General features: G+C 68.2%; 25 protein-coding genes and 7 pseudogenes. 10 read left to right on the forward strand and 22 right to left on the reverse strand.

Annotated elements, in window-relative coordinates:
• Positions 1-34: 34 nt before the first annotated feature.
• The 3 genes and pseudogenes from ACWC2T_RS28650 to ACWC2T_RS28660 all read left to right on the forward strand — a co-directional run bounded on the left by ACWC2T_RS28650 (position 35) and on the right by ACWC2T_RS28660 (position 2,315).
• Complete coding sequence (locus ACWC2T_RS28650; RefSeq protein WP_450673235.1) at positions 35-202, forward strand: DUF4442 domain-containing protein; 168 nt, start codon at positions 35-37, stop codon at positions 200-202.
• Between the two features lie 143 nt (positions 203-345).
• Positions 346-798: a DUF4442 domain-containing protein gene (locus ACWC2T_RS28655; RefSeq protein WP_450673280.1), complete on the forward strand. Its 453-nt coding sequence runs from the start codon at positions 346-348 to the stop codon at positions 796-798.
• 284 nt (positions 799-1,082) lie between these two features.
• Positions 1,083-2,315: pseudogene (locus ACWC2T_RS28660) on the forward strand (IS256 family transposase).
• A gap of 14 nt (positions 2,316-2,329) precedes the next feature.
• Here the strand turns inward: ACWC2T_RS28660 and ACWC2T_RS28665 are convergent.
• The 12 genes and pseudogenes from ACWC2T_RS28665 to ACWC2T_RS28720 form a co-directional block, all read right to left on the reverse strand.
• Positions 2,330-2,583: pseudogene (locus tag ACWC2T_RS28665) on the reverse strand (transposase); the annotation flags it as partial.
• 7 nt (positions 2,584-2,590) lie between these two features.
• Positions 2,591-2,802, reverse strand: a pseudogene (locus ACWC2T_RS28670) (glutamate-cysteine ligase family protein); the annotation flags it as partial.
• Positions 2,803-2,936: 134 nt separating this feature from the next.
• Positions 2,937-3,344, reverse strand: coding sequence for a gas vesicle protein K (locus ACWC2T_RS28675; RefSeq protein ID WP_450673236.1), 408 nt, complete (start codon positions 3,342-3,344; stop codon positions 2,937-2,939).
• Positions 3,325-3,579 (reverse strand): gas vesicle protein, encoded by a 255-nt coding sequence (locus tag ACWC2T_RS28680; RefSeq protein ID WP_450673237.1) that lies wholly within the window; start codon positions 3,577-3,579, stop codon positions 3,325-3,327. The genes ACWC2T_RS28675 and ACWC2T_RS28680 overlap by 20 nt, the downstream gene beginning before the upstream one ends.
• Positions 3,576-4,397, reverse strand: a complete 822-nt coding sequence (locus tag ACWC2T_RS28685) for a GvpL/GvpF family gas vesicle protein (protein ID WP_450673238.1) — start codon at positions 4,395-4,397, stop codon at positions 3,576-3,578. The genes ACWC2T_RS28680 and ACWC2T_RS28685 overlap by 4 nt, the downstream gene beginning before the upstream one ends.
• 5 nt (positions 4,398-4,402) lie before the next feature.
• On the reverse strand, positions 4,403-4,903 hold the full coding sequence (locus tag ACWC2T_RS28690; RefSeq protein ID WP_450673239.1) for a gas vesicle protein: 501 nt from the start codon (positions 4,901-4,903) through the stop codon (positions 4,403-4,405).
• Positions 4,904-4,929: 26 nt separating this feature from the next.
• Positions 4,930-6,057 (reverse strand): SRPBCC family protein, encoded by a 1,128-nt coding sequence (locus tag ACWC2T_RS28695; protein WP_450673240.1) that lies wholly within the window; start codon positions 6,055-6,057, stop codon positions 4,930-4,932.
• Between the two features lie 15 nt (positions 6,058-6,072).
• Positions 6,073-6,606 carry an ABC transporter substrate-binding protein gene (locus ACWC2T_RS28700; protein ID WP_450673241.1) on the reverse strand — a complete coding sequence of 178 codons (534 nt, stop codon included), beginning with the start codon at positions 6,604-6,606 and terminating at the stop codon, positions 6,073-6,075.
• A 24-nt stretch (positions 6,607-6,630) separates the two neighbouring features.
• The gene (locus ACWC2T_RS28705) at positions 6,631-6,897 is read right to left on the reverse strand and encodes a gas vesicle protein GvpG (protein ID WP_450673242.1); all 267 of its coding nucleotides are present in this window, start codon (positions 6,895-6,897) and stop codon (positions 6,631-6,633) included.
• A 52-nt stretch (positions 6,898-6,949) separates the two neighbouring features.
• Complete coding sequence (locus ACWC2T_RS28710) at positions 6,950-7,663, reverse strand: GvpL/GvpF family gas vesicle protein (RefSeq protein WP_450673243.1); 714 nt, start codon at positions 7,661-7,663, stop codon at positions 6,950-6,952.
• 8 nt (positions 7,664-7,671) lie between these two features.
• Positions 7,672-8,124, reverse strand: a complete 453-nt coding sequence (locus tag ACWC2T_RS28715) for a gas vesicle structural protein GvpA (RefSeq protein WP_450673281.1) — start codon at positions 8,122-8,124, stop codon at positions 7,672-7,674.
• A gap of 40 nt (positions 8,125-8,164) precedes the next feature.
• Positions 8,165-8,500: a gas vesicle protein GvpO gene (locus ACWC2T_RS28720; RefSeq protein WP_450673282.1), complete on the reverse strand. Its 336-nt coding sequence runs from the start codon at positions 8,498-8,500 to the stop codon at positions 8,165-8,167.
• A 280-nt stretch (positions 8,501-8,780) separates the two neighbouring features.
• Here ACWC2T_RS28720 and ACWC2T_RS28725 point away from each other — a divergent pair, with 280 nt between their 5' ends.
• A complete protein-coding gene (locus ACWC2T_RS28725; RefSeq protein WP_450673244.1) occupies positions 8,781-8,975 on the forward strand; it encodes a CsbD family protein in 195 nt (64 codons plus the stop codon).
• A 213-nt stretch (positions 8,976-9,188) separates the two neighbouring features.
• Here the strand turns inward: ACWC2T_RS28725 and ACWC2T_RS28730 are convergent.
• Positions 9,189-9,793, reverse strand: a pseudogene (locus ACWC2T_RS28730) (DUF998 domain-containing protein).
• A gap of 179 nt (positions 9,794-9,972) precedes the next feature.
• On the opposite strand from ACWC2T_RS28730, the gene ACWC2T_RS28735 reads away from it, so the two are divergent.
• The 3 genes and pseudogenes from ACWC2T_RS28735 to ACWC2T_RS28745 all read left to right on the forward strand — a co-directional run bounded on the left by ACWC2T_RS28735 (position 9,973) and on the right by ACWC2T_RS28745 (position 12,570).
• Positions 9,973-11,601 carry an ISAzo13 family transposase gene (locus ACWC2T_RS28735; RefSeq protein WP_450673245.1) on the forward strand — a complete coding sequence of 543 codons (1,629 nt, stop codon included), beginning with the start codon at positions 9,973-9,975 and terminating at the stop codon, positions 11,599-11,601.
• Between the two features lie 173 nt (positions 11,602-11,774).
• Positions 11,775-11,876 (forward strand): annotated as a pseudogene (locus ACWC2T_RS28740) (transposase); the annotation flags it as partial.
• Between the two features lie 520 nt (positions 11,877-12,396).
• The gene (locus tag ACWC2T_RS28745) at positions 12,397-12,570 is read left to right on the forward strand and encodes a CsbD family protein (RefSeq protein ID WP_450673246.1); all 174 of its coding nucleotides are present in this window, start codon (positions 12,397-12,399) and stop codon (positions 12,568-12,570) included.
• A gap of 138 nt (positions 12,571-12,708) precedes the next feature.
• Here the strand turns inward: ACWC2T_RS28745 and ACWC2T_RS28750 are convergent, their stop codons facing one another.
• Positions 12,709-12,864: a DUF6131 family protein gene (locus ACWC2T_RS28750; RefSeq protein WP_143076795.1), complete on the reverse strand. Its 156-nt coding sequence runs from the start codon at positions 12,862-12,864 to the stop codon at positions 12,709-12,711.
• A gap of 269 nt (positions 12,865-13,133) precedes the next feature.
• The gene (locus tag ACWC2T_RS28755) at positions 13,134-13,901 is read right to left on the reverse strand and encodes an ANTAR domain-containing protein (RefSeq protein WP_450673247.1); all 768 of its coding nucleotides are present in this window, start codon (positions 13,899-13,901) and stop codon (positions 13,134-13,136) included.
• Positions 13,902-14,018: 117 nt separating this feature from the next.
• Here ACWC2T_RS28755 and ACWC2T_RS28760 point away from each other — a divergent pair, with 117 nt between their 5' ends.
• Both ACWC2T_RS28760 and ACWC2T_RS28765 read left to right on the forward strand, forming a co-directional pair.
• Positions 14,019-14,363: a helix-turn-helix transcriptional regulator gene (locus ACWC2T_RS28760; RefSeq protein ID WP_450673248.1), complete on the forward strand. Its 345-nt coding sequence runs from the start codon at positions 14,019-14,021 to the stop codon at positions 14,361-14,363.
• A 248-nt stretch (positions 14,364-14,611) separates the two neighbouring features.
• Positions 14,612-14,803 (forward strand): hypothetical protein, encoded by a 192-nt coding sequence (locus tag ACWC2T_RS28765; protein ID WP_450673249.1) that lies wholly within the window; start codon positions 14,612-14,614, stop codon positions 14,801-14,803.
• 94 nt (positions 14,804-14,897) lie between these two features.
• Here the strand turns inward: ACWC2T_RS28765 and ACWC2T_RS28770 are convergent, their stop codons facing one another.
• From ACWC2T_RS28770 to ACWC2T_RS28780, 3 genes and pseudogenes are all read right to left on the reverse strand, one after another.
• Entirely contained in the window at positions 14,898-15,959 is a 1,062-nt protein-coding gene (locus ACWC2T_RS28770; RefSeq protein ID WP_450673250.1) for a 1-acyl-sn-glycerol-3-phosphate acyltransferase, read from the reverse strand.
• Complete coding sequence (locus ACWC2T_RS28775; RefSeq protein ID WP_450673251.1) at positions 15,956-16,831, reverse strand: patatin-like phospholipase family protein; 876 nt, start codon at positions 16,829-16,831, stop codon at positions 15,956-15,958. Before ACWC2T_RS28775 ends, ACWC2T_RS28770 begins: the two co-directional genes overlap by 4 nt.
• 60 nt (positions 16,832-16,891) lie before the next feature.
• Positions 16,892-17,248: pseudogene (locus tag ACWC2T_RS28780) on the reverse strand (zinc-binding dehydrogenase); the annotation flags it as partial.
• Between ACWC2T_RS28780 and ACWC2T_RS28785 the strand changes: the two are divergent.
• Positions 17,232-17,803 (forward strand): annotated as a pseudogene (locus tag ACWC2T_RS28785) (TetR/AcrR family transcriptional regulator). The pseudogenes ACWC2T_RS28780 and ACWC2T_RS28785 sit on opposite strands and share 17 nt — an antisense overlap.
• A 13-nt stretch (positions 17,804-17,816) precedes the next feature.
• On the opposite strand, the gene ACWC2T_RS28790 reads toward ACWC2T_RS28785, so the two are convergent.
• The 4 genes from ACWC2T_RS28790 to ACWC2T_RS28805 form a co-directional block, all read right to left on the reverse strand.
• Entirely contained in the window at positions 17,817-18,818 is a 1,002-nt protein-coding gene (locus tag ACWC2T_RS28790; RefSeq protein WP_450673252.1) for a YihY/virulence factor BrkB family protein, read from the reverse strand.
• A gap of 259 nt (positions 18,819-19,077) precedes the next feature.
• Positions 19,078-20,121, reverse strand: a complete 1,044-nt coding sequence (locus tag ACWC2T_RS28795; RefSeq protein WP_450673253.1) for an SDR family oxidoreductase — start codon at positions 20,119-20,121, stop codon at positions 19,078-19,080.
• Positions 20,122-20,541: 420 nt separating this feature from the next.
• A complete protein-coding gene (gene ligD, locus ACWC2T_RS28800) occupies positions 20,542-21,396 on the reverse strand; it encodes a non-homologous end-joining DNA ligase (protein ID WP_450673254.1) in 855 nt (284 codons plus the stop codon).
• Between the two features lie 310 nt (positions 21,397-21,706).
• Positions 21,707-23,560: a complex I subunit 5 family protein gene (locus tag ACWC2T_RS28805; RefSeq protein ID WP_450673255.1), complete on the reverse strand. Its 1,854-nt coding sequence runs from the start codon at positions 23,558-23,560 to the stop codon at positions 21,707-21,709.
• Between the last annotated feature and the right edge of the window lie 10 nt (positions 23,561-23,570).

Consider the following 23,570-nt stretch of genomic DNA (forward strand, 5'->3'; position numbering starts at 1 on the left):
GCCACTTCCCCCTACTCGTGAGTAACATGGCGCCATGAGCGCAGACCGGATGTCGATCGGCGAGATGCTCGCCGCCACCGTGCCCATGGCCCGGACGCTGAACCTGGAGTTCCTGGAGACCACTGCGGACCAGGCCGTCGTGTCCCTGCCGGACCAGGGCGCGTACCACAACCACGTGGGCGGGCCGCACGCCGGGGCGTGACGACCGATACCCACATGCCCGCGTTCCGGGCTGAATTGAATGTTCCGGCCGCGGAGCGGGTGCGTGACCCGAAGGGCTTCTCCGGCCCGGGGGTGGATCGTGAGGGCTGGTCAGCCGAGCTACTCGTCGGTAACATCGGCCTCATGACTGTTGACAGCGCCTCGATGGGCGAGATGCTTGCCACTGCGGTTCCGATGGTGCGGACGCTGAACCTGGAGTTCGTCGAGGTGACTCCGGAACGTGCCGTGCTGCGACTCCCGGATCAGCCGGACTTCCACAATCACATTGGTGGCCCCCATGCTGGCGCCATGTTCACTCTGGCTGAGTCCGCCAGTGGGGCCATCGTGCTCACGGCCTTCGGTGATCAGCTTTCACGCGCGGTGCCGCTCGCCGTTCGGGCCGAGATCGATTACAAGAAGCTGGCGATGGGGTCGGTGACGGCCACTGCGACCCTGGGCCGCCCGGCGACCGAGGTCATCGCCGAGCTTGACGCAGGCGGTCGGCCGGAGTTTCCGGTCAGTATCGCCATGCAGCGCGAAGACGGGGCCGTTACGGGTGAGATGACGGTTGTGTGGACCTTGCGGCTGAACGGTTGAGGGGCCGGGGTGGGCCTGACAGGGCTTTTGTCGGGTCGAGCTGAACCTTCGGATGCAGGTCGTATCTGCCGCCTTTGCAACGGATCCGGGCATTCCGGGCGTCAAACCTCCAGCGAGCAGCGCGGCGCCCCCAGTGTCGGGACTGTCTGAAAGTTCATGTAAGCCCGGTGTCACCTGTCTGGCATGAGGCGTCGTCTCTGCCGGGAAGGATCACGGATGGGCAGCAAGGATGAACGGCCCCGCGAGAGTTCGAAGATCGTACGCACGGGGCGGAGTTGGCGAGACTGACCGAGCTGGACCGGGAACTGGCCGAGCAGCTGGTGCAGCGGGCACGCAGTGAGGGCGTGAACCTGGTTGGGGAGAACGGTCTGCTGAAGGGGCTGGTGAAGCTGGGTCCTGGAGGGCGCGCTGGAGGCCGAGATGACGGATCATCTCGGCTACGAGAAGGGGGACCGGGCAGGTGCCGGGTCGGGCAATTCCCGCAACGGCACCTCACGCAAGCGGGTGTTGACCGATGTCGGTCCGGTCGAGCTCGACGTGCCGCGGGATCGGGCCGGCACGTTCACCCCGCAGGTGGTGCCCAAGCACCAGCGGAGGGTGGAAGGCTTCGACGAGGCCATCCTCTCCCTCTACGCCAAGGGGCTCACGGCCGGCGAGATCCAGGCCCATCTCGCAGAGATCTACGACGTGGACGTCTCGCGCGATCTGATCTCCCGCGCCACCGACAAGGTCGCGAGGAGCTGGATGCCTGGCGCAACCGCCCGCTGGACCGCACCTACGCCGTCCTCGTGATCGACGCGATCGTGCTGAAGATCCGCGACGGTGCCGTCGCCAACCGGCCCGTCTACATTGCCGTCGGCATCAACCTCGAAGGAGAACGCGATGTCCTGGGCATGTGGGTGGGCTCCGGCGGTGAAGGCGCCAAGCAGTGGATGGCCTGGCTGGCCGAGCTGAAGAACTGCGGCATTGAGGACGTCCTGATCGCCTGCTGCGACGGCCTCAAGGGGCTCCCGGATTCGATCAGCAGCATCTGGCCGCTCGCTGACATCCAGCTCTGTGTGGTCCATATGGTCCGCAGCAGCCTCAAGTACGCCTCCACCAAGCACTGGTCACAGATCGCCAAGGAACTCCGGCAGGTCTACACGGCCGCCACCGCAGACGCGGCCGAGCAGCGGTTCGCCGAGTTTGAGGAGGTGTGGGGCGCCCGCTATCCGGCCCTGATCGCGGTCTGGCAGACCGCGTGGAGCGAATTCACCCCCTACCTCGCCTTCCCGTCAGAGATAAGGAAGGTGGTCTACTCGACGAATCTGATCGAGTCGATCAACGCACGGCTACGAAAAGCCACCCGCAATCGCGGACACTTCCCCTCCCAACAAGCCGCGCTGAAGGTGCTCTACCTCGCAGTCCGCGAGCAGATCACCCCCAGAGCACGCGATGTCAACCACGTCGCGGCACACTGGAAGGAGGCACTGAACCAGTTCTCACTCTTCTTCGAGGACTGGCTCAACGCCAAGTGAAATCCGAGGACTTAGAGGTCGGGCGAGTAAGCGGGCAGTGGGAACACCGTCAGCCACTCACGCTCGGCGATCAGCTCACGCATAGCTCGGGAGACATGGGTGTTGAGCCGGTCCCAGACCAGCACGATGCGCGCCTTGACGAGCTGGTGGACGCCATCGATCAGCGCGATGAAGTCACGCTCGCCCATATCGCGGCTTTTCCCTTGCCCGTGGGGTGGGGGCGCAAGCGGTGGGTCCTGGAACCAGGCCGTATCTCGGTCACTCCGGCCCCAGGTGCACCCGAATTCGCCGGTGTGCCGTGCGGCCTCCTCGCGGCAGCGCACGATCTCGGGCCGAGGGCTGCCATGTTCGACTGCGGGTGCGTGGTGAAATCCAGCATCTGCCCGAACAGCTCCTTCTCGAAGGCGTCCTGGCCGGGATCGCTCAGTGCGGCACGGGCGAGGAGGGCGGCCGACAGCGCCTTCGGCTCCCCGCTCACGGTGCGCACCTGATGCCGCCCGTCTGTCCGTGCCCGGAGCCGTCTGACACCCAGGGGCCATCACACATCCGTACGGCGCCGACTGGCCCCGGGAGAGACCGCGACGCCTGCGGAAACGGCGCCCATTACTGCCTGCTGCGCCCTCACGGGGGAAGCAGCGTCCCCAGTGGCCCCAGGTCGATGTTGAGGTCGGCCAGGGTAAGGCCGTAGTGGTCGCACAGTTCGGACATCCGGTCGTGGAGCAGCATCAGGGTCAGACCGAGCCGTTCTTCCTGCTCCTCGGTGAGGTCACCCTCGTCGACCCTGTGCAGGGCCTGTCGCTCCATCAGCTGGCGCAGCAGCTCGACGATGGTCAGGACCAGTTTGACCAGGTCCCGTTCCACCGTGTCCGGATCGGCGCGCAGTCGCCGTGCGGCGGTATGGCCCCGGCTGGATGTCGGCGCGGAGACCTCGTCTGGCCGGGCGGGCAGCAGCGAGATTGCCCTGCTCGCGGCCTCGGCCACTTCCCGCAGCCGGTCAGCGGGCGGGCCTTCATCCGGGCTGCTTGTCACAGTGACCGCCCCCGCTCCTCGGCGGATACATCGTCGCCCACTGGTCGTCCAGCTGCTCGCGGATGGAGACGATCACGGCACGCAGCGAGATCCTCACCAGGTCGATGTCGGCGATGGACAGTACAAGATCGCCAGTGAGGACCACACCGCCGCTCAGCAGCCGGTCCAGCAGATCAATCAGCGCGACTTGCGTCTGAACGACCGGGCGATCGTCGTACGCGCCGTACTCGCTCACCGCTGCCTGGCTCCCTTCTGGCGTTCGTCGGTCGCGAGGGGAACGGCGAAGGAATACGGCGCCCAGGGGCCCGTGACCTCCACACGGACTCCCGGCAGACCATCGGCGGCATGCAGCATCCGGCTGCGGAACTCATCCGCCAGATGGCGGGGCACCAGATAGGCGTCATTGGCCACGTTCTCGCCCGGCACCTGCGCCAGGCCGCCCTGCTGCGGCCGGTGCCGGGCGTGCTGCACCGCCAGGCCGCGGGCGTGGTACTCCGTCCGCTGTACGGCCTCCTCGGCGAGCCGCCACACGTCCTCACGAGCTTGCCGCTGATGCCGTCGGCTGCGCAGGTATGCGCGTCCGGGATCCGTCTCTTCCGCCGGGCCGCCGGCGTCCGAGGACGCGGGCGGGGGCTGCCGAGGCACCTCGGCGTATACCTTCACGCCCCACTCCATGTGGTCGGTGAGCCGGTCGAGGAGCGTGGTGAAATCCGCCTCATGCTCCCTCAGCATCTCTCGCACACGGTGTTCGTCGACATACACAGTGGCCAGCCTCAATGGCAGGACTGTGGTGTGCTCGGTCAGGGCTTCGATGACCAGGTTGTGCGCCCGGGCCGTCGCCTCCAGCCACCGCAGGTCCTCCAGGTTCACCTTCAGGGCAGCCTCCGAGAACTCGTCCCGAGGCACCGCGCTGACCCCGGCGGCCACCGCGCCCGAATGAACCAGGGTGACAGGCGCGTGCGCCACCCCCCGAACGTCGGCCAGCGCCGCCCGCTCCAGTGCGGCGGATGGGGATCCCAACACCGCGTACACGTAGCACAGCTGCTCGTCCACCGGCCTCAGCTCCGGTCTTCGTTGCCCCGGGGCTTCTCGACGTTTCGAACCTTGCGGGGCTTACGGCTTGGTTCGGCGTGCGACTCCCGTGGTTCTCGCCGGACCCGCTCGGCGTCGCGGGAGCCTCGCGGGCCGCTGGACTGGCTTCCAGTCAGCTCCTGCGGGGACTTGGCAAGCTGGCTGCGTAGCTCCTCCACCTCGGCGCGCAGTCGCTCGTTCTGCTCTCGGAGGCTGTGCCGGCCGTCGGCGCGGGACGACAGGGCGGGATCGCGTTCCCACCAGTCGATGCCGATCTCCCTCGCCTTGTCGACGGACGCCACCAGCAGCCGGAGCTTTATTGTGAGCAGCTCGATGTCAAGCAGGTTGATCTTGATGTCACCGACGATCACGATGCCCTTGTCCAGGACGCGTTCAAGGATGTCGGCCAGGTTTGAGCCGCCGCTCTCTTGGCCGTACGGATACAAGACCCGCGATGACCTAGGTACGGGGGGCTCGGACTGGGTCACAGCACACTCAACCTCGTTTCCCGGATCTATGTGCGGCGTCGACGCGTCCTGGGGGCTTCTTCTTCCCCCTCGTCGTAGCGGGCGTGGGCTGCTCGCTCTTCCTCCTCGTCCTCCTCTTCGGGCTCCTCGTCTTCCTCGTACTCGTCCTCGGACTCCTCTTCTTCCTCAGGCTCCTCGTCTTCCTCGTACTCGTCCTTGCCCTCTTCGGGCTCCTCTTCCTCTTCGTACTCCTCGTCGCGTGGCTCGGGCTCCTCGCCCTCGGTTTCCGCCTTCGCTTCCTCTTCCTCGTACGCGCGGCCCTCCTCGGCCTCCTCCGCACCGCGGACCACCTCTCCCTCGTGGATCTCCCCGCGCCAGGCGCCGGTGGCCTCGCCGCGCATCATGACGAAGGTGCGGTAGAGCTTCAGATCGAGCCGGGTGCGCCGCCCCTGCGCCCGCATCAGGCCGCCGACCCGCTCGACTACGCCCTTGGGGAAGTACTCCAGGACCAGCAGCACCTTGGTGAGGTTGCTCGTGAGCGGGTGGAAGGTGACGACGCCCTTGGTCGTGGCCTTGTCGCCTTCAGTGGTCCAGGCGATCCGCTCGTCGGGCACCTGTTCCGTGATGATGCCCCGCCAGCGGCGGCTCGCCTTGGCGATCTGCACTTCCCAGTGGGTCGTGATGTCGTCCTGCTGCTCCACATGCTTGACCCCCTTGGCGAACCGCTCGAACTCCGTAAACTGCGTCCACTGGTTGTAGGCCTCGCGTACGGGCACGCCCACGTCGATGTCCTCGATGATGGTCAGACCCTTACCGGCGCCGTCGGGGTGCTTCTCGTGCCGCTTCCCTGTGACGTCCTTGGCCTTGTCCAACAGCGTGTCCTTGGCGTGGGACGCCGTTACGGTCAACGCCTCACCCGACGGCGTGCCCGCGAGGAGCTTCTTGCCGCCCTTGGCGACGGCACTGGTCAGCAGGCCGGGGCCGAGGTGGGTCTCACTCAGTTTGCGCGCCCCTTCGCCCAGGCGGTGGCCCACGCCTTCGAGCATCAGCTGAAGGCGGGCCTCGACATAGCTTTCCAGCTCTTCCTTCAGCCGATTCGCGCCAGGGTCCTGCCGTGCCCGCTCGCGGATCTTGCTCAGGGTGCCGGCACCTCCCGACTTGCCCTCAGCCATCATCACCGGCCTCCTCAATCATGCCGAGCCGCTCTTCGAACGGCTCCGACCGGCCGTCGTCCTTTTCCTAGGCGGCTCGTCCTTCTGATCCGACCCGCGGTGCTGCGCACGCCCCTGGCTCCCGCCCCCCTTGCCCTCGTGCTCCGAGCTCGGGGCCCCCTCGTCCGGAGATCCCTCGTCCTGGCGCGCCTCTTGTGCGTGCTCTCCTTCTTCGTTCTCTTCTTCGATCCCTTCGTCTTGGTCCCGCTCGCCGTCCGGGTGCGCCTTTTCGTGCAGTCCCGCGGTGCGCTCGTGCAGCGCGTCGGCCAGGCTGTCGGCCTTCGCCGAGAGCACAGTGGTGGCGGCTTCCTTGCCGGCGCCCGCCAGCTCGCTGCGCACTTGCTTGCTGACGTTGCTGAGGAAGGGGGACTCCTGGAGGACCTTGGCGACCTGTCCTGGCTTGATCCGCGATCCGGCCAGTAGCGCACCCAGACTCAGGGCGAGCTTTGCCTTCTTCGTCCGGCCCAGCACATAACCGCCGAGGACAGCCGCGCCGATCTTGGCGTTGTTCATGATTCGGTCTTCTTCCACGCACGCTCACAGCCCGCTTTGCCTGCCGCGCTGCAGCCGGTAGGCGCTGATGTCCTCCATGCGGTGCAGCAGTTCCTCCTCGCGCCGTGCGAACTCCTCGTCGTCGATACGGCCTTCTGTCCGCGCGCGCTCCAGCTTCACAAGTTCTTCCTGTACGGGAGCAGGGTCGTAGAACTCCTCCTCAGCCGCACGAACGACCTTGTCCAGTACCCAGCCGACACCCCGCAAGGGAGCCAACGGAAGTGCCAGAATCTCGGTGACCAGTCCTGCCATTCCGCCTCCTTGTGACTCGTGCTGTCGTCCGCACCGGTCAGTCGAAACGGGCTCAGGTGAAGCTGTACGGTGGCAGCGGTCCCCGTACCCGCAGTTCGATGTCCTCCCCGTAGGGCTCTGCCAACTCCCGCGCAGCCTGGGTGAACTCCTCCGACTGTTTGCCGTCCACCAGGAAGGACACATTCACGAAGTACTGCTGGGACGGCTCGGCCAGCCGTGCGGCCACTGCCAGCGGCCGCAGGGCGGCGACCACGTCGGCGGCGAGTGCCTCCTGCCGGCTCTGCACCTCCTGTGCCACGAGTTGGCCGAGCGCCAGCCGGTCCTCCTGTGTCCCGCTGCCCTCGCGGGTCGCCTCGTTCAGCGCGCGGGCTTGTTCGTTCTCCTCAAGGATGGCGCGCAGGACCGCCTCCTCGCTCTGGATGCCCTTGACGTTGAACTCCGCCCGCCCGGCGAGCTCATCGAGGCGCTGGGAGAGCTCCTGGGCCTGCTGCTCCAGCACGGCCCGTACGGCATCCTCGTCCGGAGCAACGAATCCGAAACTCAACGGCAGGATGGTGCCCGCGGCCCACAGGTGCTCCTGGACCCCGAGATGCGCGTCCAGGTCACGGCGTGTGACCGAAAGGTCCTCCGGGGTCTCACTGACGACGGCGCACAGGTCGTCGCTGCACACAGAATGCAACTCGCCGGGTGTCTCGCCCACGCCATTGATGCCGTCCAGGTCCAGCGGATGCCCGGACTTGGTGATCGCGTACACGTATACGGACATCGGCTCGCTCACTTCTCCCGGTCCTTTGGGGGACGGCGGCTCGACGAGCCGCGTTCGGCGTGCTCGTGCTCCTTCTCATGCTTGCGATCGCTGTCATCTCCACGCCCCTTATGGAGCGATTCGGCGAAAGCATCGACGGCGCCGGTCAGCGCGCCTTTGGCCTTCCCTTGAGCGCCTCCTTCCTCGACGCTCTGGACGATGTCCGTCAGCTGGGCGGGGGCCTTGCGGCCCGATTCCAGATCCAGCCGGTTGCAGGCCTCGGCGAAACGCAGATACGAGTCCACGCTGGCAACGACGACGCGTGCGTCGACCTTCAGGATTTCGATGCCCACGAGGGACACCCGTGCGAACACGTCGATGACCAGGCCCCGGTCGAGGACGAGTTCCAGCACGTCGTACAGGGTGCCGGTGCCGCCACCGGCCGGCGTTGCAAGAGCGCCACCTTCACCCTGTGGCACCACACTCACGATCTCTTTCCCCTCACGCGACGGTGAGCCGCCGTCAGCGGCCCTGTCTGTTTCTGTCGACCTGCGCGCGGGTGTAGCGGCGTGTTCGCTCGTACGCCACCAGCTGGCCCGCGGGGTCCAGAACAACCCTGTAGCTGGCTATGACGCTGCTCGTGTCGGGGACGCGCTCCAGCTCCACGACCTCAACCTCGGCCTCCCAACCGTCATCGGTCGGTTTGAGCGCGGAAACGGACTCTGGAGCCCGCCCCAGCAGCTCAGCCAGCTGCTGGGCCGCGCCCCGCATGGCCTCGGTCGCCGACGCCCGCTCCGGGGTCGCCTTCGCCTTCCGCGACGGGGGACGTGCCTCTTCCCGCTCACGGTCATTCGTGATCGTTCACCCTCTTCCTCTATTTCCATCATCAGCCTCGGCCACAGCCCCTGCTACTGGCCGATCGGGTGCCGAGTACCCATGTCCGCCAGACGCACAGAAATCCCGGAAGAAAAATGGCCATCTGTCCCGTCGCCGACGGCTGGGCCCTCAGCCATCGGGAATTTCGGACAAGAATTCTCGACGCTGAGTAGTCGACACAGCGGGATGAGTAGCTGAGGTCCTCGTCGTGTCAGAAGTCGGCGTCGGTCCGGGTTTGAGGCGTACCGGCTGAGGTATCCGGATGGCGGGCAAGGTCGAGGAAGCGGCCGGACGTGCCACCGGTGACGAGGAACTGCGCGGCAAAGGTGTGGGAGACCGCATCGCGGGAAAGGCCCGCCGCGGGGCTGGTGAGGCGGGCCAGACGGTGCGCGGGACGGCCGAGGAGATCAAGGGGAAGGGGGAGCAGATGAAGGGGGAAGCCCGCAGAAACATGTGAGGGGCGTCGCGGGGTCGAAAACCGCGCCTGGGGCGGTGCCGCCGCTCACGACCAGCCTCGATAGGGTCGCACTTCCTGCTGTGTGCTGTGTCGCGGACCCCACCTGACCTGCACAGTCGCTTGCATCTTTCGTGTCAGGGTGCCAGGGGGTGCCAAGTACAGCTCAGGGGGAGGCCCCCATCTCACCGGTGACCAGGTGCTGCAGGGCATCCGTCAGGTGTGCAGGATGCGCACGGCGAGCAGGGTCTGCCAGGTCCAGCCGATAGTGACGGAGACGCGCTGGATCAGTCCGCCGAGGTCGCCCCAGCGTTGATGCTGGCTGAACGCGGCACTGGACAGGGCCATGGTCGTCGCGAAGAGCACGCCGCTGGCGATCGAGTAGATGGCCCACCCGGGCGAGCTGGACAGGGCGAATACGAAACAGGCCACCGTAAGGGCGAGGAATCCGATGAGCGACAGCAGGTCATGCAGCGCTCCTGCGCGGGTGTGGCGCTGGAGCTGATCTGAGGTGCCGGGAGGGTAGCCGCTTACCGGGTCTGTCCGGAAGGCGCCTGCACCCAGCAGGCCCACCGCCCATGTGCCGATCAGCAGTGCACCCCAGCGGGAGGTTGCCATAGACCCACGGCGAAGATCAGCGACAGCAAGCCCGGGACGAGGAAGTTGACGGTCTGTGCCCACCCGCCGCGGCCGAGGGAGAGCGAACTGACCGGATGGCGGAACGGTCTGTAGTCCACACGGCTGGCGCCTTCCAGTAGATACGCGAGGGTGAACACGGGGCCAGCGGCCATACCGCAGGCAACCAGCGCTTGATTACCCATCTTGTCAACATAGGTTGACAAGATGGGTGTGTCAACCCTCGTTGACACGGGTGTGGATGCCCCCCGAGGCTCGCTCTCGACTCACGCCTCGGCTCCGCGAGATCAATTGCGGGACAGCTCTTAACGGGCTTGCAGATCATTAACGTGTCGCTTCCCCTTCTGGAGCTCGTTGGTGTGGTATGCGCATCCCGGACGAGGCTCGTGCCCAACTCGCAGTGAAGTTTGATGTGTTGTTCCCGCATCTCGACGAGCGGCAGCGGCGCTTGCTGATGGGAGCGGAGGCCCGGCTGCTGGGACACGGCGGCATCCGGGCCGTCGCACGGGCGGCCGGCGTGAGCGAGACGACGGTCCGCGAGGGCGTGTTCGAGCTGGAAACCGGCGAGGCCCCGCTGGGACGGGTACGGCGGCCAGGCGGAGGCCGCAAGCGGGTCGCGGACCTCGATCCAGGGCTGCGCCCCGCTCCGCTGGCGCTGGTCGAACCGGATGAGCGGGGCGATCCGATGTCGCCGCTGCAGTGGACGGTGAAGTCGACCCGCACCCTGGCGCTGGAGCTGACCCGGACCGGACACAAGGTCAGCGCCGATACCGTCGCCGCTCTGCTGCAGGAGGAAGGCTTCAGCCTGCAGGCCAACGCCAAGACCCTGGAGGGCAGCCAGCACGCGGACCGCGATGCCCAGTTCCGCTATCTCAACGAGCAGGCCCGCGAGCACCGGGACGCCGGCCAGCCGATGATCAGCGTGGACACCAAGAAGAAAGAGGTCGTCGGAGAGTTCAAGAACAGCGGCCGGCAGTGGCGGCCTGCCGGTGAGCCAGCGCCGGTGCACATCCACGACTTCGCCGATCCCGAGCTGGGCAAGGCCATCCCCTACGGGATCTATGACTTGGCGGCGAACACCGGCTGGGTCAACGTCGGCACCGACCACGACACCGCCGCATTCGCGATGGAATCGATCCGCCGCTGGTGGCACGGTCAGGGCCAGGACGCCTACCCGCAGGCGACACGGCTGCTGATCAGCGCGGACGCAGGCGGCTCCAACGGCTACCGCACCCGGGCCTGGAAGCTGGAACTCGCCCGGCTCGCTGCCGAGACGGGCCTGACCATCACGGTGTGCCATCTGCCACCCGGCACATCGAAGTGGAACAAGATCGAGCACCGGCTCTTTTCCCACATCACCATGAACTGGCGCGGCCGAGCGCTGACCAGCCACGAAGTCAACGTCGAGACCATCGCCGCGACCACCACCCGCACCGGACTGCGCGTCACCGCCCAGTTGGACACCAACACCTATCCGACCGGAGTCGCCATCGACGACGTGGAGATGGCGGCCCTGCCACTGACCCGCCACGCCTTCCACGGCGACTGGAACTACGCCCTGCACCCCCAGCCAACCGCGGCCATCCCCACACCCCGAGCCCCTCAGACATCCGCACCGGCATGGGACCCGGCCCTGCTGTCCGATCCTGCACTGACCGGGCTGTCCCCACATCAGCTGGACGATCTGACCCAGACCCTGGCCACGGACGGCGATACGCGACGTGGTCGCCCGCCTCGGCTCGCCTTCCCCGACCAGGTCCTGGCCACCGTGCTGCACCTGCGCGTCAACCTGGCCGCGGAACCCCTCGCCGTACTGTTCAACAGCAGCCGGACCGCTATGCACCGCACCCTGCTGAAGATCAGGAGACTGCTCGACGCGCATGGCATCAGCGTCCCACCGGCCACCACCCCACCAGCCGCCCTCGCTGCCCTCCGAGCCCAGGTCGTCTCCCTAAAAGACGCTTCCACCAGCAAGATCAAGACGACATGTTGATGATCTGCAGGCCCTTAGCCTTGACCTTCCACGACCTGCTCCAACAACGCCGCGGCCACCCGTTGTTGACGTGGGTACGCGAAGCCGAAGGGGACGCTCCGGCGCCCATCCTGTCCTTCGCGCAGGGCCTGTGCCTCGACCTCGACGCCGTCATCGCCGGCCTCACCTTGCCGTGGAGCTCGGGCATCGTCGAAGGCCACGTCAATCGCATCAAAACGATCAAGCGGGCCATGTACGGCCGAGCCTCCTTCCGTCTCCTCCGCACCCGCATCCTGCTCCGATCATGGTCTGGGGATTCACGGAATCGCGGCCTGAACCAATATCGCCGTCGTTCACACTCTGCTCCGCCACGAAGGGGCGTGCGCGGCCAGCAGCCGCTCCTGCTCGTTCAGTCACTGCTCGCAGGCCGCGTCCTCGTCGTCCTCCAGCCACCGGTAGGGATCGGGGACACACCGGCCGTGGCAGCTCGTCGGCGACCGGCAGGCGGGGAGCGGCGGGATAGACGAGGGATGCGTAAGACGGCGGCGGATTCCCCGGGCCTGCGGAATCCGCCGCTTGTCGTGAGGAGGTCAACGGGCCTGACCATGGAGGACCTCAACTTGGACCTGGGCCCGCTCGGCCCCCCTCCTTCCCCCCTGATCGCGCAAGTGACACCCCTCCCTGAGCGGTCCCGCGGTCGTGATCACGCAATGGGTGCGACGCGTCCCCCACCGCAGTGACTGCTGTTTTCCTGCGAGATATGGGGTACCCGACGTGGGTGTCCACAACCTCTCATGGCTAGGAGAGTGAACAACGATGGCCGTAGAGAAAAAGGCCAAGGGCAAGATGGAAGAAGCCGCAGGCAAGACCAAAGAGGCGGTCGGACGCACCGTGGGAAACGAGCGGATGACAGCCGAAGGACAGACCAAGAAGTCGAAGGGCGCAGCGCGTCAGGCCAAGGAGAAGACCAAGGACGTATTCAAGCACTGATCAGGAAAGTCCTGGGCGGGATCCCTGAAATACGGATCCCGCCCCTCTGCAGTCAAGTCGCACGTCACCAGTCTGATCCAGCAGGGCTCATGCCATGAAGAGCGTCCGGATCGGAGGGCGGACGGCACGCCGTCAAAATCACCAGTAGTGACGTCGGCCGGCGACTGCGTGCCCCATTGACCCCATGGCCCACAAGGCGATTCCGACCACCGCCAGAATGAGGCCTATGGTCCACAGGATCGATATTCCTGTGACGAAACCGACTATGAGCAGAATGATCCCGAGTGCGATCATGGCGTGCCTCCTTCGGCGGGTGACGACTCCTCGTTGACGGGTTCCCGGAAAATGGTTCCTTTTCATCGGCGGTGCGGGGAAGCACACCCCAATCCTTCGTGGTGTCGATGGCCCGCCCGTTGTCGGCAGGGCGACCTCGTGAGCTGGCCCGTGAGGGCGCCTGGGTATCCATCGGCCTGCTCCGTACGGGGAAGCAGCAGTGTTCGACGCTGGAGTGGCACTTCGGCCCTCAGCCGTCCTGCGCACGCACCGAGTGACGTGCCCCCGGTCTATGCATGCTCCTGGCCTTGGAGCATCGGGCGCCGGGTCTGGCCTCCGCGGGTGCGGTGCCGGGGTTGTCCGTCGGCCCGACGTGTTCGGGCGACGGCTGCCGTGAGCTGCCTTTGGACCGGCTCCGGCAGAGACGTGCCCTGCACGGTGGTGACCACGTCTTCGGCCAGGAGGTGCAGTTTGGTGTTCGTGTTCTGTGATGCCGCGACCAGTACTTTCCACGCCTCGTCGGCGTTCAGGCCGAAGGAGGCCATGAGGATGCCGCGTGCCAGGTCTATCTCCGGCCGGGTCCGCAGCGCACGCCGCAACTGGATCACCTCCGTCTGCAGGAGGCCGTCCTCGGGGCCCTCGCGCATCCGGCCGGGCCCGTCGGCGGCCGGGCGGGCGTGGTCGTGCGCGGGGGAGAAGAGGGGGTAGGTGTCGGTGTAGGTCAGCAGGCGCTCCGTGGCGGGGCTGGCCTCGGTGACGGTGATCGTTTTTCCCGTCTTGAGGGCGTCGCGGCGAGCGGTCAGGAGCACGTTGAGCGCGGAGCAGTCCACGAACATGAGTTCGCCGAGGTTGAGGTCCACGCCCTCCTCCGACTTCGCGAGGGCCTTGCTGAGGGCGTGACTGAGGCCCTGACTGTTGTCGAGGCAGAACTTCCCTCTCACGGCGACGGTCACGCGGACGCCGGGCGGCCCCGCCTGCACGAGCAGAGTCGCGCAGGGCGACAGTGTGCCGTCGGTTTCGTCGCTTGCGGGGGGCCTGTTCTGGGGCGGTTGGTTCATGCTCGCCTCCTCCGCATGTCTCCTCCAGGCTCACCCGTACCCCATGAGGCGTCAAGCTCTGCACGAATCCAAGTTCGTACTTTGGAGTGCGTGAACGTGCGGTCGTACGATGGAGTCATGGCTGATGGAGTGCCCGAACCGCACAACGGGTGGACGTTCCTGACCAATCACGCACGGGTACTGGCCAGCATCGCGGACAACCACAACGCGCGCGTCCGTGACATCGCGGCGCGCTGCCGGCTCACGGAACGCGCTGTTCAAAAGATCATCGTGGACCTGGAGCAGAACGGATACCTGTCGCACACCCGGGTCGGCCGCGTCAATCGGTACAGCATCGACCCGGACAGGGTCCTTCGCCATCCGGCCGAGGCGGGCCTGACTGTGGCCTCTCTGCTGTCGGTGCTGGTCAGGGACGAGGACGAGCGCCGAGGTTTTGGCGACCACGTCCGGCCCGACACGTGAGGGCAGCGGTCATCTGCGGGCAGGCGCGGCTTGCCGGTCGGGCTCGAGTCACGGGTCGGTCCTCTGCGGATGAATACCGCTGCCGGGGGACCTCGGCGGCTGAAGGTCCGCTCTCGCCACGTTCTACGTGGCTCCTGAGCAGTCCCAGAATGATGAAGGGGCATCACCGCCGAGGGTGCGCTGGGCCTCATGGCGTCCGAGGAAAAGTTGATGGAGGGCTCGCTGGTCGAGGTTGCGAGGTGACACTGATGCGGGATTCACCCGACAAAGAGACGCCCGAGGCCGACGACGGCACGAAACGGCGGGACGCCGAACCGGAGCGGAGTTTCGACCCTGACGAACTGATACCTGCCTCAGGTGGAGAGATTTCCCCCGAAACCGTCGAACGGATAAGGCAGCGCTTGGAAGAGCAGCGGGAGGCAGAAAGCGAGCAGCCATAGTCGTGGTGCCTGTGTCGACTGGCCAAGTGTCTCAGCCCTGGGTTTTGCCCGGGAGACGTTCATCGGGCGACGAGGGCTTGGAAGCCGCCATGGCTCACGCGTGCGCCGCGTCTGGAGTGGCGTGATCGGCGATCCAGTGGTCGACGCGGGCCCACTGGGTGAGCAGCCACTCGCTGCGGGCATCGTCGCCCAGCGGGACGCGGCTCGCGGGTATGCGCCACCAGCGTGCTCGCACGCCGTCGCGGAGCGGCAGCCGCTTCCAAACGGTGCGCGCCGAGTGGACGACGTCGAGGCCGGTGTGGGCGACGAAGACCACGTCGGCCGCGGGCGCGGCGGCGATCGCGGCGAGTGCGCCGGCGTCCAGCGGTGGGAGGACATGGCGCATCTGTTCCGCGCGGGATGCCCGGCGCGGCAATCCCCGGCGGCGCAGTGAGGCGATCGCGCGCCGGCGGCGGCGCGGTGTGAAGTTGCCGCCCTCCGGAAAGATCACGAGGGCGTCGCCCGGTCCCAGCTTGGCCGCCAGGTCCCCGATCGCGTCCTCGGCGCGGCCGTCGAGGGGCGGGAGGAAGCAGTGGGGGACTCGCCCGATGAGGACGTCGAGAGCGGGGTCGGCGCGGAGCGTCCGCTTCAGAACGGTGTGCGGGCGCAACCCGGCCTGGCTGAGCAATATCTGGAGCAGCAGGAAGGAGTCGCCGACCCCGGCGTGCCGTACGAAGACCAGGACCGGTACCACGGCGTGTCCGGTCTCGCCTGGTGGCGGGGGCCTCACTTCCACCTGGAGCCGGAAGACTCGCTCGGCCGCGCGTCGTAGCAGCCGTAGCAGCCGCTCCAGCACGGCGAATGCGTCCGCGGCGCGTCGCTCCTCGCGGTTCTGATTGTCGGGCAGCTGTCGCACCCACAGAATGGCGGCGGCCATCAGCCCGGCCAAGTCCACCAGGAGGTAGAAAAGCGCGAAGCTGGTGATCCGCACCGGTTTCCACGGGCCGCGTGTGGCGAGTGAGACCGGCGCGCAGAGCACGCCTGCGGCGACGACGAGCGTGGCCACCGTCGGGATGAGGGCGAACAGCAGCGTGGCGGTGGCTGTGCGGCGCAGCCCGGTTACCAGCGCCCCGGCCAGCCGCGCGGCGTGTCTTCGGGACGTACTCGCATCGGTCATGGCTCGCCGTCGGGTGTGCTGAGAGCGGTCTCGAGATAGCGGGAGGAGGCGGTGTAGGCGCGCTCGATGCGGTCGGCGGTCCGGCCGAAGCTGCGGTGGTGCAACTGCCGCAGGGTGGCTGTGCCTTCTTCCGGACCTGAGCCTGACGGCAGTACGCGGACCGTGACGCCGGGCGGCAGGTCCGCCATGTCGCGGGCGAATCGATGTCTGCGAGCGATCTCGAACGCCACCAGGGCCACTTGCCAGGGGGCCCGCGGAGGGCAGAGGGCTCGCTCGACGCGGCCGACCTGCAGCACATAGACCTCGGTCGCACCGAGGGCCACCGCGCGGCCGACGGGGATGCTGTTGACCAGACCGCCGTCGACGTAGTGCTCGCCGTCAAGGGGGACGGGCGGCAGCAGCCCGGGTACTGCGCACGAAGCGAGCACGGCATCCACCAGAGGCCCGGCGGCGAACCAGTGCTCGGCGGCCCGCTCGATGTTCGCCGCCACGCACTGGAACGGCAGGGCCAGATCTTCGATGTCTGTCACCGGAAGGTGGGAGGAGAGCAGTTCGCGCAGCGGTGTGGGGTGGTACACGTGAGTGCCGCTGCGCACGACGGTGCTCATCCGCCTGAGCAGTGATCCGGAGAACACGCCGGAACGTCCAAGGCCGGTCCACAGGTCGGCGAGCCGGGCCACCGACGCCCGCGACGGGTCGGCGGCGACGGCTGCGCCGTTGATCGCGCCGACGGAGGTGCCCACGACGAGGTCCGGGTGTACGGCGGCGGCGAAGAGCGCCTTGAGCATGCCGACCTCGTAGGCGCCGAGCGCACCGCCGCCGCCCAGCACGAAGGCGCGGGTCGGTGAGTGGGCTGGACGGCTGTCCTCCATGGCCGAAGGGTGCCCCGGTACGACGCCGTCAACCACCGGCGCGAGAGCCGGCGCCGACATTCAGATGACCAGGACCCGGCGTCCGCGTGTGTGGCCGGACTGGCTGTCGATGTGCGCTGCCGCGGCTTCGGCCAGCGGGTACGACTTCTCGACCGGGATGCGCAGCTTGCCCCGCGAGATGAGGCCTACGGCTTCGGAGAGCGCTTCTGGCATGCTCCCGGCCACGCCGGAGAATCGGACTCCGAGTGCCGGTGCACCGAGATCGGCGATGGAGATCACCTTCCGCGGATCCCCGGTCAGCCCGACGAGTGCCCGGATCAGGCCCGAGCCTGCCAGATCGAGAGCCACGTCGACATGTCCGAGCCGGCGCACCCGTTCGACCCAGCCCTCGCCGTACGTCGTGGCGAGGGCCGCAACCCGTCAGAAGATCGCTGACACCGCCCTACGGCTCTTCCTAGAACGCGGATTCGACGCGGTGGGGTATCCGTGACGTGGCCGCCGAGACCGACGTGGCCGTCACCACGGTCTTCCTCCCACTTCGCCTCGAAAGAGGCCCTGGTGTTCGAGCAGGACGAAGACTTCGAGCAACGCCTCACGCCGGCGGTCACCGGCCGGGCGCCCCACGAGCCGCTCATCCCCGCGCTGCGCCGCGAGGTCCAGGCGCTCGTGCGGCACTGCACGGCGGACAGCGCCACCCCGATCTGGCGCATGATCGACGCATCACCCGCCCTGCGGGAGTACCAGGAGTCGATGAGACTTCGCCACGCGGAGGCGCTGGCAGCGGCCATCGCCGCCGATCCCGACCTGTCACAGTCCACAACGGCCTGCCGGACGATCGCGAGGTTCGTGATCGACGCCTATTCACTGGCCCGTGAGGCGACCGACCCGCAGACCGCGCTCGATGAGATCTTCCCGATGATCGAGGCAGCCTGGGCCGTCACCCGCCCCTCCGGTAACTCCCTGGTCACGTGACGTTCCGCGTCGGTTACCGGCCAGGGGACCGCGGAGGTTCTGGAGGTTGGGCGAAGCGCACGCGGATCTTCTCGAAGCCCTTGAAGGCCTCCGTGGTCGCGTACGACTGATAGGCGCGGCGGTCCCCCGGGCTCAGGCGCACCCGGTCGGTGAAAGGGGTCAGCAGGCTGCGCGGCCACATCCGTCCTACCCCGACCGCGCTCATCTCCGCCGTGCTCAGGAAGATCAGTGCGCCCAGGTAGAGCCAGGCCAGCAGGCCGAGGACGATACCGAACATCCCGTAGGTCGCTGTGGCTCCCCGGAGCACATGGCTGACGTAGTAGGAGCCGGCCCACTGCACGAGCTGCCAGGCGCAGGCGCCGCCGAGGGCCGCCTGGGCCAGTCGGCGCAGCGGCAGCTCGCGCTGGGTCAGGACCCGCTGGGTCAGCACGATCAGTCCGGTGTTCAGCACGACCGCCCCGGCGACCGCGGCGACCCGCGCCCCGGCCGCCGGGCGGGTGCCGAACACCGATGCGGCCGCCACTGCCGAGGACAGCAGCGTGGTCACGCACAGCCCGGTCCCCAGGATCACCAGGAACACAAGCCCCTTCAGCCGGGAACGGAGTGGGTCCGGCCGGGCGTGGCGGGGCACGGCCCAGATCTTGTTCAGCGCGTACTGGGCGGCCTGCCCCACGTTCAAGGCGCCGTACAGAGTGCCGATGACCCCGGCCGCGAGGGCGAGTCCGCTGCCGTGCAGGGGGTGAACACTGTGGCCCAACTGGTCACCGATGACGGGGAACTCGGCCAGCGCTGAGTCGAGGACATGCTTCCGCAGGCCGGGATCGCCACTGAGCAGGGTGCCGAGGACGGCCACCAGGATCAGCAGGAGCGGGAAGAGGGACACGAAGGCGTAGTAAGCGAGCAGGGCCGCGAGATAGCTGCCCTGGTCGTCGAAGAACTTGTAGACCACAGCCAGCGGGAACCCCACCCAGCGGTGCCGACGCTGGTACGCGTCCACGCGCGCGACGACTTCCATGGGACAACGAGTACCCTGCCCGCATCGCCATATGAGCGGGCCGTCGGCCCGGGCACTCAGCCTGTGCAGGTCCGAACGCCATGCCTCCTGCTGCCGCGCTCTGGGTGACCGGACCTCCACGGTTGCCTCTCAGTGAAGAGCGCGAGCGAGTAGCCGTCCTCGGGGTCGACTCGATGCACCAAGAACGTGCCAGCTCATGCAGACGCCTGACCAGCCGATTCTGCCACCAACTGTGCGGAGAGGTTGTGCAGGACGTCGCCTAGCGCCGCCGAGGACGGTGCCGCACCGCCCAACCGGCCGCGGCCGTGGCCGCCGCGACTCCGGCCAAGGCGAGCGCGTCGTGGTGACGAGAGGCCCATGGCTGCGGCGCGCGCGATGCCGCCCGTTCGCCGAAGCGGCCGTGCGCGCCGAAGTCCCTCCCGCCGATGCCGTCCAGCGGCTGCCAGAGATTGTCGCGGCTGCCGGGCGGCTCCGGCTCGTCAGTCATCTGCGAGTCGTAGCCGGTCCGGGCCAGATAGCGGTCGAGCAGGCCGGGTGCCACGGCATTGGCGAGCAGTGTGCCCACGGTACTCGCGCCGACCCAGTACTCACGCCTGCGCGGGCGACCGGCGGCGTACACGACGGCACGGGCGGCGAGTTCGGGTTGGTAGATCGGTGGAACGGGCTGTGGACGGTACGGCATCCGGCTCAACGACCAGTCGAACTGGGGGGTGTTGAGGGCCGGCAGCTGGACCATGGTGACCGACACCCCGCTGCGGCGGTGCAGGAGTTCGCAGCGCACTGCCTCGTTCCAGCCTTGGATCGCGTGCTTGGCGCCGCAGTAGGCGGACTGCAGGGGGATGCCGCGGTAGGCGAGCGCGGAGCCGACCTGTACGACGACGCCGTGGTCGCGCGGCAGCATGCGGCGCAGGGCCGCCTGCGTGCCGTACACGTAACCGAGGTAGCAGACCTCGGTGACCCGGCGGAACTCGTCCGGCTCGATGTCGGTGAACTCCGCGAACACCGTGGTGAAGGCGTCGTTGACCCAGACGTCGATCGGGCCGAGCTCACGTTCGACCCGTGCTGCCACGTCCTCCACGGCACGGGGATCGGCGACGTCCGCTTCCAGTGGCAGCGCCGTTCCGCCGGCGCGGCGTATCTCGTCGGCTGCAGCGTCCAGCCCGTTTCGGCCCCGTGCCACGAGCGCCACGCGGTCGCCTCGTGTGGCGAACGCCCGGGCTGAGGCCCGGCCGACGCCCCCGCTGGCTCCGGTGACCACGACGACCCGCGGGCTGTGCGACCCATGACCGGACCGTTGGAACATGGCTGCTGCCTCCGTTTCTCGCCCCTGTCACGGGTCTGACGACCGGTGCCCCTTGTGGCGGGACCGCCGGCACAGGAACAGTCGTGCACTTGCGGAGTAGCCCTCAGGTGCGTCCGAAAACCTCCCGCCGCTGGCCGAGGCCACACCTGCAGGATGGTGCCGACCAGGGCCGACGCACCTGTCGACACAGTTGTATGTCGGCCTGGGGCGCGTGTTGCTTGGACGTCAGAGCCCGGTCCGGCCCGCGGTCGGGGAGCGCAGCGCGTTCGACGGGTCGCCGAGCCTCCGTGCCGCGATCCGGAGGCGGTTCTCAGCTCAGGTTGCAGTGCCTTTCTCCGCTGTGGGTGTGTCCGGATCCGCCGAATGATGCAGGCCCTGGCCCCGTCGGGTCTCGTCCCGACCCGCACACCTTCTGTCGGATCACGCGAGGTCGTCCAAGTGGCGTCGTGCCCTGTCGAGGGAGCGGCGGCAGCGGCTCAGGTCCTTCCATGGGTTTTCGTGCTTGTCCAGGCGTCCGGGGAGGGTGCGCAGGGTCCAGCGCCGTGGGCCCAGCTCCGGGTCGTCAAGTTCCGTCCACGCCAGCGGGGTGGCGACCGCGGCGTGCGGGCGGGCGCGCACGGCGTAGGGGGCGACCGAAGTCTGGGCGTAGGCGTTGCGCTGGGTGTCCAGGTAGAGGCGGCCCCGGCGCTTGTTCTTGCGTGCCTCCGTCGTCAGCCGGTCGCTGTGCCGCGCCGCGAGCAGATCGGCGACGCGCCGGGCGAGGTGCCGAGCGGTGTCGAAGTCCGTGCTCAGGAGGTGCAGGCCGCGTGATCCCGTCGTCATCAGCGCGGGGCGCAGCCCCAGCTCGGTGAGCAGGTCGCCCAGCCGGCGCGCGCCCCACCGGACGCTCTCGAAGCCATCGCGTTCGCTGTCAGGCGGGTCGAGGTCGAAGACCAGCCGGTCGGGGCAGTCCAGGCAGTCCGCGGAGCTCAGCCAGGGGTGCGGGGTGATACACGCCTGGTTGGCAAGATAGACGAGGGTGGCCGTGTCGTCACAGACGGCCATGGTGAGACGGCCACCCTCCTTGGGCACGCGCACCGCGCGGATCCAGTCGGGAACGTCCTTGTGGTAGAACGACTTTCCCTCGCAACCGTCCGGGTAGCGTTCCATCACCAGCGGGCGGCCCCTGAGGTGGCTCAACATCAGGGGCGCGATGTCGCGGTAGTAGTCGATCATTTCGGCCTTGGTGATGCCGTCGTCCGGGAACAGCTCCTTGTCCGGGTTCGACAGCGGCACGGTGCGGCTGCCGACCCGTATCTCCTCCCGGGTCCTCGCCCTGGTTCATGAGGTCTTCCTCGGGTTGTCCCGAGGCCGCTTCCGCGGGATGCCCGTCGCGGCCTCGTCGGTGAGCAGTCCGGTGTAGAGGCGATGGCGGAGCTTTCCGTCATCAGTCCATTGCGCGCATCCCACAGGACCGACCAGGTCCGTCAGCGATGTGGAGACGGACATCCTCATGCACCCCTTCCACCGGGTGAACGGCTGGTCACCTCTTCCGGGTGCCCGACGGACCCGACGCCATGCGCGCGAAGGACTCGGTCACAGTGCGCTACACGGTCATGACGACGAGCAGCACTGCCATCCCTACGGCGAGCCAGGCGACGTAGTCACCGAGGTGTCCCGAGTGCAGTCGGCGCAGAGGCACGATCACGCGCCGTCCCACGCCTCCACAGACGGCCGCGACCCGGCCCAACGCCGGTGACCGCAGCGCGGGCCCCCACACGGCGGCCATGGCGAGGAGCATCGCCAGGACGGTCGCGGCAAGCGCGAGGAGCACGCCCTCGGCGCTCCAGCCGACGTCCGGAACCGGCGCGGACGGTGCGACGGTGTGGCCGTGGATCGCCGCCGTCGTGTAGGCGGTGCGGTCGGTGAACTGCCGGGCGGCATGGGCGAGGGCGGCGCCGAGGCCGGGGAGCAGCCCGACGGCGAGCGCGGCGGCGAGGAGTACGGCGGGCACGATGAGCATGGGGACGGGGATCCGGCGTTGCGGCTCGCGGATCTCCGGTTCCTCACCGCCGCCGGTGGTCTCTGTACCGGTGTACCGGTCGCGCGGCCGGGGCCCGGCGCCGGCGAAGATCCGGGCGGCGGCCCGCAGCACGGCTCCGCCGGTGAGGGCCGAGACCAGCACGAACACCGCGGGCAGCCAAGGGAATTCGTCCTCCCCGGCATGCTCGGCGACAGCCTTGCCGAGGGCTGTCCCGAACGGCGGCAGACCGGCGAGCCCGAGGCCGCCCACGGCGAACAGTGCGCCGACGAACGGCAGATCGCGGCCGCGCCGGTACAGCCCGTGCTCGTCGACGGAGCCGTACCGGTCCAGCAGGACACCGGTCGTGGCGAACAGTGCCGCCTTGACCCCGGCGTGGGCGGCGACGTACAGGGCGGTGCCGGCCGTCGCGGCGGGGGTGAGCAGTGCCGTCCCGGCGAGGAAGAGGCCGACATGCCCGACGGTGGAGAAGGCGAGCAGCCGCTTGAGGTGGCGCTGCTGCCAGCACATCACGGCCCCCACCAGTGCCGTCAGCACCCCGGCGGCCACGAACACGGCGCGCAGGTGCGCGTGCGTGATGCCGTGTGGTCCGGAGAAGACGACCCAGTAGACGCGTGCGGTGCCGTAGATGCCGAGTTCCACCATGACGCCGGAGAGCAGCATGCACACGGGGGTCGGCGCGACGGAATGGGCGTCCGGAAGCCAGAAGTGCAGGGGCACCACCGCCGCCTTGACCAGCAGTCCGGTGACGATCAGCACGAAGGCCACGGACAGCAGGGCATCGGGGCTGTGCCGGGCGAGTTGCACACCGATCTGCGCGAAACCGAGCTCACCGGTCCGGGCGTAGACCAGCCCGATGCCGAGCAACGAGCAATATGCGCCCAGGGAGTTGACGACACCGAAGACCAGGGCGCCCTGCACCGGCCGTGGGTCTTCGATGCGATAGCCCGTCAGGGCGTAGGCGACCGCGCCCATCAGCTCGAAGAAGACGAACGCGTCGAACAGGTCACCGGTCAGCGCGAAGCCGACCATGCCCGCCTCGAACAGGAGGATGAGGGCGGGGAAGGTTCCCGCGTGCGCCTCGGGCGGCTCGTCGAAGTAGCGCCAGGAGTAGACGACGACCGCGAGGACGAGCGCGCCGGTGAGCAGTGCGAGACCGACACCGATCCGGTCGCCCACGAGCACGATGCCCACGCTCTCACCGTGGACCGGGGACCAGCCGCCCAGCCACGAGACACTGTGCCCGTCGCCGGTTCGCAGCCACAGCCAGGCGAGACACCCGACCTCCAGCGCCGCCCAGACGGTGACCAGCACATCGATGGCCGGGCGCGGCAGCCACCGCCCGACGATCATCAGGACCACGGCGCCCAGCAGAGGTACGGCGATCGCGAGCGGCAGCAGATCGGAGGTACGCAGCATGCCCGGCCCG

It is taken from the genome of Streptomyces sp. NPDC001393 (assembly GCF_053597455.1).